Annotated in this window: 14 protein-coding genes; 2 read left to right on the top strand and 12 right to left on the bottom strand. The window is 62.7% G+C overall.

Annotated features, from left to right (window positions below; translation table 11 throughout):
- Nucleotides 1–14: 14 nt before the first annotated feature.
- Entirely contained in the window at nt 15–929 is a 915-nt protein-coding gene (locus QCE49_RS24495) for a serine hydrolase (RefSeq protein ID WP_250458183.1), read from the bottom strand.
- Between the two features lie 151 nt (nt 930–1080).
- On the opposite strand from QCE49_RS24495, the gene QCE49_RS24490 reads away from it, so the two are divergent.
- Entirely contained in the window at nt 1081–2517 is a 1437-nt protein-coding gene (locus QCE49_RS24490; protein ID WP_250458182.1) for an AarF/UbiB family protein, read from the top strand.
- Nucleotides 2518–2556: 39 nt separating this feature from the next.
- On the opposite strand, the gene QCE49_RS24485 is transcribed toward QCE49_RS24490, so the two are convergent.
- The 11 genes from QCE49_RS24485 to QCE49_RS34620 form a co-directional block, all read right to left on the bottom strand.
- Nucleotides 2557–3354 (bottom strand): IclR family transcriptional regulator, encoded by a 798-nt coding sequence (locus QCE49_RS24485; protein WP_175982662.1) that lies wholly within the window; start codon nt 3352–3354, stop codon nt 2557–2559.
- Nucleotides 3355–3364: 10 nt separating this feature from the next.
- Nucleotides 3365–4075 carry an SDR family NAD(P)-dependent oxidoreductase gene (locus tag QCE49_RS24480; RefSeq protein WP_033536512.1) on the bottom strand — a complete coding sequence of 237 codons (711 nt, stop codon included), beginning with the start codon at nt 4073–4075 and terminating at the stop codon, nt 3365–3367.
- 11 nt (nt 4076–4086) lie between these two features.
- Entirely contained in the window at nt 4087–5388 is a 1302-nt protein-coding gene (locus QCE49_RS24475; RefSeq protein WP_008349109.1) for an MFS transporter, read from the bottom strand.
- 56 nt (nt 5389–5444) lie between these two features.
- Nucleotides 5445–5972 (bottom strand): 2,4'-dihydroxyacetophenone dioxygenase family protein, encoded by a 528-nt coding sequence (locus QCE49_RS24470; protein WP_008349107.1) that lies wholly within the window; start codon nt 5970–5972, stop codon nt 5445–5447.
- Nucleotides 5973–6154: 182 nt separating this feature from the next.
- A complete protein-coding gene (gene cyoD, locus QCE49_RS24465) occupies nt 6155–6487 on the bottom strand; it encodes a cytochrome o ubiquinol oxidase subunit IV (RefSeq protein ID WP_008349105.1) in 333 nt (110 codons plus the stop codon).
- On the bottom strand, nt 6487–7095 hold the full coding sequence (cyoC, locus tag QCE49_RS24460) for a cytochrome o ubiquinol oxidase subunit III (RefSeq protein ID WP_250458181.1): 609 nt from the start codon (nt 7093–7095) through the stop codon (nt 6487–6489). Before cyoC ends, cyoD begins: the two co-directional genes overlap by 1 nt.
- Nucleotides 7095–9104 (bottom strand): cytochrome o ubiquinol oxidase subunit I, encoded by a 2010-nt coding sequence (cyoB, locus tag QCE49_RS24455; protein ID WP_175982659.1) that lies wholly within the window; start codon nt 9102–9104, stop codon nt 7095–7097. Before cyoB ends, cyoC begins: the two co-directional genes overlap by 1 nt.
- Nucleotides 9105–9107: 3 nt before the next feature.
- Entirely contained in the window at nt 9108–9992 is an 885-nt protein-coding gene (gene cyoA, locus QCE49_RS24450) for a ubiquinol oxidase subunit II (protein ID WP_008349099.1), read from the bottom strand.
- A gap of 366 nt (nt 9993–10358) precedes the next feature.
- The gene (locus QCE49_RS24445; RefSeq protein WP_250458180.1) at nt 10359–10583 is read right to left on the bottom strand and encodes a hypothetical protein; all 225 of its coding nucleotides are present in this window, start codon (nt 10581–10583) and stop codon (nt 10359–10361) included.
- Between the two features lie 104 nt (nt 10584–10687).
- Nucleotides 10688–11212, bottom strand: coding sequence for a septal ring lytic transglycosylase RlpA family protein (locus QCE49_RS24440; RefSeq protein WP_409017470.1), 525 nt, complete (start codon nt 11210–11212; stop codon nt 10688–10690).
- A 54-nt stretch (nt 11213–11266) separates the two neighbouring features.
- Entirely contained in the window at nt 11267–12502 is a 1236-nt protein-coding gene (locus QCE49_RS34620) for a peptidoglycan DD-metalloendopeptidase family protein (protein WP_350029569.1), read from the bottom strand.
- Here QCE49_RS34620 and QCE49_RS34615 point away from each other — a divergent pair.
- Nucleotides 12384–12740: a hypothetical protein gene (locus QCE49_RS34615; protein ID WP_350029570.1), complete on the top strand. Its 357-nt coding sequence runs from the start codon at nt 12384–12386 to the stop codon at nt 12738–12740. The two genes, QCE49_RS34620 and QCE49_RS34615, sit on opposite strands and share 119 nt — an antisense overlap.
- The last annotated feature ends 4 nt before the right edge of the window (nt 12741–12744 follow it).

Raw genomic sequence — 12744 nt, 5'->3', positions numbered from 1 at the left:
TCGCGCCGTCTCTTTCACGCCATGTCGAGCACATGGCGCTCGAACAGGTCGCGCATGTTGCGATGTGCATCGCCGCTGTCGCACGTCGTGGCCGCGACGATCCGCTCTCGTTGCGCGATGAAGATGAACTGGCCGCCGTGTCCCGCCGCGAAGACATAACGCGGATCGATCCAGCAGAGATAGCCGTATTGCGCGTCCATCGGCGGGCCGCCGTCGCATTGCACCGACATGGCATCGTCGATGAACGCTTCCTCGACGATGCGCGCGCCACGCCATGCGCCGCGATGCATCATCAGAACGCCGAGCGAAATCATGTCGCGTGCGCGCAGCAGGAGACCGCGCCCGCCGAACGTGTGACCGTCCTCGTCGCTGATCCATTCGCTCGCTTCGATGCCCAGCGGCGCGAACAGCGTGTCGCGCGCGTAATCGGCGAGCGTGCGCCCCGTCGCGGATTCGAGCGCCAGCGACAGCAACTGGACCGCGTGCGAATCGTATTGAAAGCGCGTGCCCGGCTCGCTCGCGAAGGGCCGCGAGAGAATGAAGCGCAGCCGGCTTTCATCGTCCGAGAAGCGCTCGCAACTGCCGAGCACGCAGTCGTCGATGGTGCGCTGGTCCCATTCGAATCCCGATGTCATCGTGAGCAGATGCCTGAGCGTGATGCGCTGCACGCGATGATCGAGCGCCGTGTCGCACATGGGCGGCACAAGGCGCGCGGCGGGGGTATCGAGTGGCGGAAGCGCGCCTTCGCGAAGCGCCGCGCCGACGGCAAGCGCGACGCTGGTCTTCGTGGCCGAGTTGATGTTTTCGAGCGATTCCGGCGTCACGTCCTCACGATAATGTTCGAACGCGATCGCATCGTCGTGCGCGACGATGAAGCTTCGCACGCCGGATTCGTTCGTCAGCGCTTCGCGTAAGGAAGAAGTCGTCATTTAAAAAGGATCACGAAGTAAATGAGGAAGGCTTCGTTTCGTCCGCGTGCATGCAGGAACGAATCGTGTTACACAGTCAGCAATCCGGATGCCACGCACGGCGGCATCGCAGCCTTTCAGCGGTTTCAACTCACTTTCAGCGAGCCCGAATTTGTCAGTCCGACGACTCGCGACGCTCTGGCGTCTTGGCCGGGCGTTCGTCCGCGAAAGCCATCTGACCGGCGACGGCGCAGCGATGACGCGCGTCGCGCGCTTCTTCGCCACGCATGGCGCGCGCGCCGCGCCGCTGGCGGCGGGCGTGCCCGCGCTTTCGCAACTTTCGCGCGTGCTGGAGAACGCGTCCGGCGCGCTCGCGAGTCATCCGGCGCTTGCCGAAACGGCGGTGCGCGTCGCGCTGTCCGAACTCGACGGGCTCTTCACGCCGTACGACGCAACGCGCTTTCGCGACGCTTGCAGAGCCGCATTCCCGCCCGCGCTTTCCTTCGAGCTCACCGAGTTGAGCGCGGTGCCGTTGCGCTCGGGCATCGCGGAGCAGACGCATCGTGCGCGCCTCCGCGATATGGCGGTGCGCGTCACGCTATTGCGCGCCGACGCGCATGCCGAACTCGCTGACGATCTCGACCTCGCGCTCGCGGCTGCGCGTTTCGCGGAACGCCGTTCGGCGAAGGCGCGCGAGATGCATCCGGTGGAATGGGTGCGCCGTTCACGCGAGAGCGTCGATGCGATGATCGACTTGCGCCAGCGCGCCGCCGATCAGAGCTACTTGCGCTTTCGCCTGCGCGACGACGCGCGTCTCGCCGTGCCCGAAGTGCTCTGGGACTATTGCAACGACTCGGTGCTGACGACACGCGCGATCGAAACGGCCGCACTGTCGGATGCGCAAGCGCTCGCGTCATGCGGGCTCGATCAGGCCGATGTCCTCGCGACGCTCATCGAAGCGTTCTTCGAAATGGCGCTGGGCGTCGGGCTGTATCACGCGGGACTGGACGCGGCGGGCGCGCGCGTGGGCATCGAAGGCGAGACGCGCGGCCAGATCGTGCTGGAAGCCGACAATCCGATGATGTTCTTCGCGGCGCACGAGCGCGACTTCATCGTCGGCGTATCGCATGCGCTGATGGAGGGCGATCACAAGGCGGCCGCGCGCGCACATCTCGAGCACGGCCGGCCCGAGACGCATGCGACGCATCACGAAGTGCGCGTCGAAGCGACGTATCGGCGCGAAGCCGAGCGCTTTGCTTCGCCGCACGCACGCAGCAAGGTCGGTGTCGCGCATCTGTTCGGCGCGATCGGCAAGGCGCCCGCCGAACATATGTTCAGCGCGTCGCACGGGCGCATCGCGTCGCGCGCGGTGCTGCTCGCGCGTTCGGCGGAACGCATCGAGCGCCTTGCGGAGGACATCGCGCCGGACGTCGACGTATGGAAGATCGCGCGCAGGGTCATCGTGCGGCTCGCGGCGGATCAGATCGGCTTCAGAAGCATGGCGGCGCGCTTTGCGCACGAAGCGACGCACTGGCCGCACACACTGCCGCGTCTGCCGCGGCTCATCGCACAGCGGGCGGATGCGGCGGGCGCGTTTCGGCGGGACTGAAGGGCGCTGGTTCCGAGCCAAGGCGCGGGCATTAGCGCGTCAACGCGTACCCGGCGACATACGCTCCGCGATCGCGCGCGACGCGTCCTTCAGCGGCTCGACGTAGGTTTCGAGCGGCGTCGCGCTCTTTCTGAACAGCGGAATGCTGATGCTCACGCAGCCGAGCGTCACGCCATTCGCGCCGACGATCGCGCTGCCGTAGCAGAAAATCTGCGCCTCGTTTTCCTCGCGGTCTTCCGAATAGCCGCGCGCGTGAGTTGCATCGAGTTCGGCGTCGAGCGCGGCGCGATCGGTGATCGTGTTCGGTGTGAAGCGTTCGAACTTCAGGCCATGCAGCAATGCATCGCGTTCGGCGGGCGATTGCGTCGACAGATACGCCTTGCCGACGGAACTCGAATACAGCGTCACGCGCGTGCCGATGCGCGACGCCATGCGAACCGCATGCGGGCTTTCGAGCTTCTCGATGTACACCATCTCCGAGCCGCTGCGCACTGCCAGATGCACCGTCTCCTGCGTCGCGTCGCGCAGTGCCTGCAACGCGTCGGTGGCCGCGATGCGCAAATCGGAGCGCTCCCAACTGCGGCTCGCGAGCGACATCAGCCGCGGGCCGGGCGCGTAACATCCGCCGCGCACGCTTTCGACGACCAGGCCTTCCGCGATTAGCGCGCCGACGATGCGATAGACCGTCGGACGCGGATAACCGCTCGCCGTGGTGAGACGCGCGATGGTCGGCGGTTCGCCGGCATCGGCAATGAGTTGCAGCACCGCCATGAACTTCGAGAAGGCGGCGGTGCCGGTGGCCTTGGCGGCGTCGAGGGAAGCGGTGTCTGAGGGCATGATGCGGGAATCATGCCACGAGATAGCCGCCATCGACGGGTACGATCGCGCCCGTCATGAACGACGCCGCCGGTGACGCGAGAAACGCCGTCACGCGCGCGACGTCTTCCGGCAAGCCCCAGCGCTTCATCGGCGTGCGGTCGAGGATCGCTTGCGAGCGGCCGTCGTCGTTCTGCAGCGCTTGCGTGAGCGGCGTCGCAATCCAGCCGGGCGCAACGGCATTCACGCGGATGCCCTCGGCGGCATAGGCGATCGCCAGCGATTTCGTCAGTTGCGCGACGCCGCCCTTGCTCGCGCTGTACGCGGGCACGAGTCCGCCGCCGAAGAACGTCAGCATCGACGCCGTGTTGATGATCGAACCCTTGCTGCGCGCGAGCAGTGGACGCGCGGCGGCGCACATGCGCATCGTGCCGTTGAGATTCACCGCGATCACGCGCTCGAATGTTTCGATGTCGTGCTCGTCGCCGCGCCGGATCATGCCCGCGCAGTTGACGAGCACGTCGAGCGAATCGATACGCGCAAAGAGCGCGGCGACGCTGGCGGCATCGGCGACATCGAGTTCGACGACTTCGATGCCGGGCGCGTCGGTCGGCGCTAGGCCGGCGGCGATCACGCGCGCGCCGAGCGCCGCGAATTGCTGCGCGATGCCCGCGCCGATGCCCTGCGTGCCGCCGGTCACGACGACGGTCTTGCCCTTGAAGAGATCAGCTTGAAAAGTCATATCGGTGCGATTCATACGGCGGGAACGGGTTCCGTCTGGCGCTCCGCGTCCTCGATCGGCGCGCGCACGACGAACATGTAGACGAGCGCAGCAGCGAACGCGACGCCCGCGCTGATCAGGAACGCGTTCACGAACGAATGCGTCTTGTCGACGACGAGGCCCGTGATGAACGGCGCAAACGAGCCGCCGAAGTAGCCGCCGAAGTTCTGGATACTGCCGAGCGACGCGACCATGTGGCGCGGCGCGGCAACGGAAACGAGCGCCCACGCGGCGCCGCTCGCCATGTTGACGAAGAACATCGCGGCCGACAGATAGGCGATCGCGAGCGTCAGGTTCGGCGTGAACGCGGCGGGCACGGTGAACAGCGCCGCGCCGATGAGTCCCGAGCAGATCGGCCACTTGCGGCTGCGGATCGGGGCGACGCCGCGCGCCATCAAACCATCGGCGATGAAGCCCGAGGACAGCATCCCGAGCGTACCCGCGAGATACGGAATCGTCACGACCCAGCCGGTCTTCGCGATCGTCAGATGACGCTCGTGTTCGAGATACGCGGGCAGCCACGTGAGATACAGCCACACCATGTAGATCACGCCCATGAAGCCGAAGATCATGCCCCACGTCGTCGCCTTGCCGAAAAGGCCGCGCCATTCCGCGAACGTCATGTTGCGTTCCTTGCGCTGCGCCGGTTCGCCCTCGGTCAGATGCGCGAGTTCTTGCGATTCGAGCTTCACGTCCTTCCGGTTGCGATAGACGATGTACCAGCCGATCGACACCGCAATCCCGAGCGCGCCCATGATGATGAACATGTTGCGCCAGCCGAAGGACAGCAGGAGCACGGTGAGAATGGGCGGCGCGAGCGCGGGTCCGATGGTCGATGACGTGACGAAGATGCCAGTCGGCTTGCCGCGTTCGCGTTGCGCGAACCATTCGGACACGACCTTTGCGCCCGCCGGAAATTGCGGCGCCTCGCCGATGCCGAGCGCGATGCGCGCCGCGAGAAACTGATGCAGATTCGTGACGAGCCCGCCGAACAACTGCGCGACCGACCACACGAACATGCCGAGGCCGAGCATGATGCGCGCGCCAAAGCGGTCGAGCATCACGCCGATGGGCAACTGCGAGAACGCGTACGCGAACGAGAACGCGGAGAGCAGCAGGCCCATCTGCGAGGCGGAGAGGCCGAGCTCCTGCGTGACGGAGTGATTCGCGATCGAGAGCGTGCTGCGATCGAGATAATTCACGATGCCCGCGAGCGTCAGAAAAGTGAGCGCGACCCACTGAATGCGCTTCAGGCGCGGTGATTTTTCCAGCATGTTGTCTCCTCCGAATGCTCTGTCGAGTCTGTTAGAGGGTTGAGTTTGGGTGGATGCTAGCGAATGAATTGATCGACGAAGTCGGCACCGAGTCCGACCGATTCGTAATGCTTGCGGCACATGTCGACTTTGGTGAAGACGTCTTCGTAGCCGGTGTAGTTGCCGTACGGGTCGCAATAGAACATCACGCCGTTCACCTGGAAGTACGTGATCATTTCCTCGACGTCTTCGGGAACATAGAGCGTGTGCGTTTCGCCGGGCGGCTCGAAGACATAGCTGCCTTCGGTCGCTTCCCAGTCATGTTCGAGATAGCGCCAGCGGCCTTTGAGCACCATGCCGTGGACCGCCTGCGGATGACGATGACGCGACAGCACGCCGGATTTGCGCACGCGCAGGAGGTTCATCCAGTAGCCGGTCGACACGTTCAGACACAGCGGACGGAACCAGACGTTTTCGGCCTGCGGCACCCATTCGCGCTCGTCGGCAGGAATCGCGCTCGGCACGACGATTTCCTTTTGCGCTTCTTTAGGGAAGGGAAGTTGATACGGCGTCATGGCATCCGCCGCGGGTTTTGGCGCGGTCATCGCGTCTCCTTGTCCATATTGTGGATTCGTGAATCAAATTATGGACAGATATTCTTCCTCGTTCCGCGAATTGTCAAGATTCTTCAACGGATGATGAATTCGTGCAGATACCGCCTTTTCGACGGACGAAAAAAAAGGCGGACCGGCAGGTCCGCCTTAGATTACGCGATGAAGCCGAGCGATTAGCGCGCCATCATCAGCATGTGCACGTTATGCATCACCCAAACCGTGCCGACGATAAGAATCAGCGACATGAGAATGGTGTAGGCAAACGAGATCGCATGCCAGCGCTGTCCCTTCGACGAGTTGACGTGCAGGAAGAACACCACATGCACGATCACCTGCACCGCGGCCAGCACGGCGAGCGCGACGATCGCGCTTTCGCCCTTGAACGCGCCCGAGGTCGCGGCCCAGAACGACGCCACAGTTAGCACGACAGCCAGCACGAAGCCGATGAGATAACCGCGCACGGTGACGTGCGGGAAATCGCTTGTTTCGGTATGAGCATGTGCCATCAGACGACGCTCCCAAGGTAGACGAAGGAAAACACGCAAATCCAGACGATGTCGAGGAAGTGCCAGAAAAGGCTCAGGCAAGCGAGACGGCGCAATTCGCGTTCGTTCATTTGCGGATTGCGTGCGATCTGCACGGCCAACACGACCAGCCAGATCATGCCGATGGACACGTGCAAACCGTGCGTGCCGACGAGCGTGAAGAACGCCGACCAGAATGCGCTGCGTTGCGGACCCGCGCCTTCAGCGATCAGATGCGCGAACTCCTGCATTTCCAGAAAGAGGAAGCCCGCACCCAGCAGGAACGTGACGAACAGCCACGCGAGCACCGCGCCCGACTTGCGGCGCGTCGCCGAGATCATCGCGAGACCGAAGGTCAGGCTGCTCGTGAGAAGCAGGCCCGTTTCGTACGCGACGTCCTTCAGGTTGAAGAGATCCTTGGGCGTCGGGCCGCCTGCGGTCTGCATCGCGAACATCGCGAAGGTTGCAAAGAGCGACGTGAACAGCACGCAGTCGGTCATCAGATAGGCCCAGAAGCCGAACACCGAATGCGACTGGTGCTCGTGCTCATGGCCATGCGCGTGTTGCGCGGATAGCGTCGATTGCGACATTACATTGCCTCCAGTTCGAGTTCGCGAGCCGAGCCGGCCTTCGCAGGCGTCTTGGGCGGACGGTTGCGCTCTTCGGTCGACTTCACGGTCGCGGCCGGGATGATGAAGCCGGCGTTATCGCGGAAGCTGTAACCGATAGCCGTCGCGAAGATGCCGACCATGCTTGCAGCAGCGAGCCACCAGATGTGCCAGATAGCCGCGAAACCGAAGGCCAGCGCGAACAGGCCGATGACCAGACCCGCGCTCGTATTCGACGGCATGTGGATGTCGCGGTACGGACGCGTATCGATGCGGCCGTGTTCCTTGGCATCGGCGAAGTCGTCGAGTTCGCGCACAGCGGGAATATTCGCGAAGTTATAGACCGGCGGCGGCGAGCTGATGGACCACTCGAGCGTGCGCGCACCCCACGGATCGCCGGTGACATCGCGATACGCAGGCTGATTGCGGCGGATGATACTGACCACGATCTGCGCGACCTGGAACACGACGCCCAGCGCGATGATGCCCACGCCCACGGCAGCGGCGATGAAGAACGGCTGCCACGACGGGTCGTCGTAGTGATTCAGGCGGCGCGTCGCACCCATGAAGCCGAGGATGTAGATCGGCACGAACGCGACGAAGAAGCCGACGAACCAGCACACGAACGCACTCTTGCCGAGCTTTTCGTCGAGCTTGAAGCCGAACACCTTCGGCCACCAGTACGAAATGCCGGCGAAGTAACCGAACACCACGCCGCCGATGATCGCGTTATGGAAGTGCGCGATCAGGAACAGGCTGTTGTGAAGCACGAAGTCCGCGCCGGGAATCGCGAGCATCACGCCCGTCATGCCGCCCAGCGTGAAGGTGATGACGAAGCCGATGGTCCAGAGGATTTGCGAAGTCATCTGCACGCGGCCTCGATACATCGTGAAGAGCCAGTTGAAGATCTTCACGCCGGTCGGGATGGAAATGACCATCGTCATAATGCCGAAGAAGGCATTGACGTTAGCGCCCGAGCCCATCGTGAAGAAGTGGTGCAGCCACACGAGGAACGACAGCACCATGATGCAGCACGTGGCCCAGACCATCGTCTTGTAGCCGAACAACGGCTTCTTCGAGAACGTCGCGACCACTTCCGAGTAAATGCCGAAGGCGGGCAGAACCAGGATGTAGACCTCAGGATGACCCCAGGCCCAGATCAGGTTCAGGTAGACCATCGGGTTGCCGCCGCCGTCGTTCGTGAAGAAGTGCATGCCGAGGTAACGGTCCAGCGCCAGCAGCGCGAGCGCGACGGTCAGGATCGGGAACGTCGCCATGATCAGCACGTTCGAGCAGAACGCCGTCCACGTGAAGACCGGCATCTTCATCCACGTCATGCCGGGCGCGCGCATCTTCACGATCGTCACGAAGAAGTTCACCGCGGTGAGCAGCGTGCCGACGCCGGACAACTGCAACGCCCAGATGTAGTAGTCGACCCCGACGCCCGGATTGAACTGCGTCTCGGAGAGCGGCGGATACGCGAGCCAGCCCGTCGTCGAGAACTCGCCGATGAACAGCGACAGGTTGATCAGAATGGCGGCGACGGCCGTCATCCAGAACGACAGCGAGTTGATGAACGGGAACGCCACGTCACGCGCGCCGATCTGCAGGGGCACGACGAGGTTGAAGAACGCGACCAGCAGCGCCATGGCCATGAAGAAGATCATGATCGTGCCGTGGGCCGTGAAGATCTGGTCGAAGTGATGCGGCGGCAGATAGCCGGGCCCATCGAGCGCGATGGCCTGTTGCACGCGCATCATGACGGCGTCGGCGAAGCCGCGCACGAGCATCAGCCCGGCGACGACCAGATACATGACGCCGATGCGCTTGTGATCGACCGAAGTCAGATACTCGCGCCAGAGCCAGCCCCATTTGCCGAGTTTAGTGATAAGGCCGACCGTACCGAGCGCGAGGACCGCCATGAAGACGGTCGCCCCCATGATGATTGGCTCGTGGTACGGGATCGCCTCAAGCGTTAGTTTGCCGAACATGGCTTACCCCTTGGTTACACAATTTGCGCCTACGACCGAGTTGCCGTAGTTGTACTTCGCGACGATGTTGTTGAAGAGCTTCGGATCGACGGTCGAGAAGTAGCGCACCGCGACCTTTTCGCTCGGACGCGCGACGCCGGCGTAGACGTCCATGCTCAGATTCTCGGGCGCGTTCTTGACCTGCTTCAGCCACGCGTCGAAGTCTTCGTTGGACATGGCCAGTGCACGGAACTTCATGTCGGAGAAGCCCTTGCCGCTGTAGTTCGCCGAGATGCCTGCGTAGTCGCCTGCGTGATCGGCCATCAGGTGCAGCTTCGTCTGCATGCCCGCCATCGCGTAGATCTGGCTGCCGAGTTGCGGGATGAAGAAAGAATTCATCACCGAATCGGACGTGATGCGGAAGTTCACCGGCGTGCCGACCGGGAACGCGAGCTGGTTCACCGACGCGACGCCAAGATCCGGATAGATGAACAGCCACTTCCAGTCGAGCGCCACGACTTCGACGTTGATCGGCTTGACTTCGGATTGCAGCGGCTTGTACGGATCGAGCTCGTGCGTGGTTTTCCACGTGAGGATGCCGAGGTACAGGATGATGGCTGCGGGAATCGCCCAGACCACGACTTCGATGGCCGTGGAATGCGCCCATTTCGGCGCATACGTGGCCTTCGTGTTGGACGCGCGATAGCGCCATGCGATGAACAGGGTGAGCAGGATCACCGGGACTACGACGAGAAGCATGGCGTAAGTCGCGGTGGCGATCAGCGACGATTCCGCTGCGCCAATCACGCCTTTCGAGTCCAACACCTCCAGCTTGCATCCCGAAAGACAAAGACTGGCTATCAACCCCGATAACAATGGCACTGCTAAACGTTGGGTATTTTCATTCATTGCATTCGCTGGTTTCGATGATCGAAGCGTCCAGGGAAGAACGCCGTTGCACGGCTTTGCGCCGCGTCAAGATCATGCCACGCGCGATTTTTCGCGATGACGCGAATGGTTGAAATTTTGTTTCAGATCAAGTTGATGCGACGGAGTGTCGCGCGAAGGCGGAACTTTTTGCCTACTCCGAAAGGAGCAGGCGAGTCTACAACGAAGGGATGGAATTGCGAGTGTGATAAAGCGACGTCAAAGCGTGTTCGAGCCGCGCGATGGATCGCCGCGATAACTTCGCCGGGTTCGATCGTCTCACGTGGTGAAGCCGAGCCGCGTGCCCGGGTGAAGCCACGGCCCAGGCGCCTTCTTCGGTTCTTCTCGCTAAAGGCCGGCGAGAGGCCGGGATTCCCGAATGGCATTCGATCGCTCGATTTCATCGCGCCGTCGCTGGCTCGCATCGGCAATGGCCTCGCGGTTCGAAGCGCTCCATGCGGACATGGTCGCCTGCATCACGTCGATCGGACTCCCCTTGGTGTCGATCGCAGCCAGGACGCAACCCAGAAGGTAGGTCAGCACGAACAGGAAGATGCAAGACCGGCGCGTCATGAGTTGCGGTGCATAGGCGGCAATGGCAGGAGCATTGCCTTGGTGAGCGGGAGGCGGGGGGATGGTGCCCGCTTGTGTGAGAGTCGAGACATGGGAGCGGCAGTCTACGACGGAGTGTGGAAACCGGAATCGGTCGATAGTTCGACTTGGGCCGAACCACGCCGGACAATGCCCAGCGCAGCGGCTGCCCCGTATGACAGATCAATGATTCTGTTGCGTGAAACCGGACCGCGATCGTTGATTCGGACGAGGACGGACGGGCTCCCTCCCGGAAGCGTGACGCGGATCCACGATCCGAGCGGTAGCGTGCGATGTGCCGCTGTCATGGCATACATGTCGAAGCGCTCGCCGCTGGCGGTGCGTCGACCGTGAAACGTTCGCCCGTACCAGGATGCAATCCCGGCTTGATGGTACGCGCGCGCGGTCGGTGTCTCGTCCGGCCGGTCGGATGAAGTGATTTCGGTCGAAACGGAATCGTCGTTTGCGGATTGAACCGGCAGGCTCGACGCGCTCGCCGGTTGGTTTGTCGAAGCGCCCTCATTGCCTAGCTCCGACAGAGAGGCTGCACATCCGGCGATCAACAGGATGCAGGCGAAGGCGCTGAGGATGCGCGGCTGAAGCATGTTCATTCGGTGCATATCGCTTTGTTCGAGAGCAAGTAACCTGACCTGACGTTCGACGGATCACGAAGCGCAGTCGGAAAGGTAGGGCAGGGGATCGACTGGCTGACGATCCCGTCTCACCTCGAAAAGCAGCGATGGCTGACCATTCGTTTGAGCGCCCATCGTCGCGATGGCTTGCCCCTTCGTTACGTCGGCCCCTTCCTTGGTCAGAACGTTTTGGATATGGCCATAGGCAGTCAGGTAGCGACTGTCATGCTTCAGTATTACGAGGCTGCCGTAGCCCGCGATCTCGTTACCCGCATACACCACGCGTCCTCCTTTCGCCGCACGGATCGTGTCTCCCGCTGCGCCACCGATGACAACGCCCCGGACCCCGTCCACACCGAAGCGCTTCAGGATTGGGCCCTTTATCGGCCAGGACAAGGAATCGGATCGGCAGCGTGTTGCGTTCACACTCCGCTGCGTGGAATCGTCCGAGCCGGCAACCGATGCCGATGGCGGACCGACCCGCAGCAGTTGGCCGTTCGTCAGTGGAGTGCTGGCGGAAAGCCCGTTCCAGGCGGCAATCGCGTTCGGGTCGCGACCGTAGGCGGCTGCGATCGAAGCGAGGGTGTCCGCGCCTGTGACGCGGTAGAAGCCGGCAGGTGCCGCCGGGGCAGCGGCAGCGTCGGTTTGCGAAGCTGGCTTGGTCGCGGTCTGCTCGAGCGTTCGACTGGCGCATCCGCCAAGAACGAAGCTGAAGACGACGGCAAGACATGCTGCGCACGACAGGCGGCGCGATTGGACAGAGCTAATCATTTGGACTTCTTTAAGCTTCGGTGCCGGCAAAAAGGCGAAGTGGCGCACTTTTGCCATGCCGCGCTTGTGGTGTTGATCGGAGTGTTTGGCGGATGCGACGCCGGCAAAAGCCAGCGGCGGCGGAAGCAGCGAGTTCGAATCTGCTGAATATCGCTCTATCTCAAATTGCACGAGGCGAAGCGGCAATTCGTCATTGCGGATAACGGTGTTTTGCGTCCGGCGTTGACCGTTACACCGTCGGTTGACACTCTTTGACGATGCGGTGGTTAAAAAAAGGCGCGCTCGCCGGGCGCCATGCTTGGAACTGACATTCGACGCGATGAAAGCAGCCATATCGCGTTCCACGCGGCTCGGCCCGAGCGGTTGCGGCAAGACGACGCTGCGCTCCATTGCCGGGCTGGAACGTCCGGTCGGCGGATCGATTTCGGTGAACGGCGTGACCGTTTTCTCGGCGCGCGACGAGACCTTCGTACCGCCGAATCGCCGCAAGTCCGGCATGGTGTTCGAACCGCTCTCGAACCTCGACGCAAAGCTACGCGACAGGATGCGTTTCGAGCTTCGGCACGACCGATTTCATGATCGGCGGAGAGATCGTGCTCGCGCGTGTGCATCCATCGCACAAAACGCCGGTCCGGGAGACCATCCATTTTTCGATCGATCCGGCGAGTTGCATCGCGCTGGCATCGCAGAACGCGTGACGCGACAGGCACTACTCCGTCCGGACTACGCCGCATGAGCTA

The sequence above is a fragment of the Caballeronia sp. LZ008 genome (assembly GCF_031451435.1).
In the GTDB taxonomy this organism is placed as follows: Bacteria; Pseudomonadota; Gammaproteobacteria; order Burkholderiales; family Burkholderiaceae; genus Caballeronia; species Caballeronia zhejiangensis.
The sequence above is the reverse complement of the archived record's forward strand: the minus strand, read 5'-3'. Positions and strand labels throughout refer to the sequence as shown.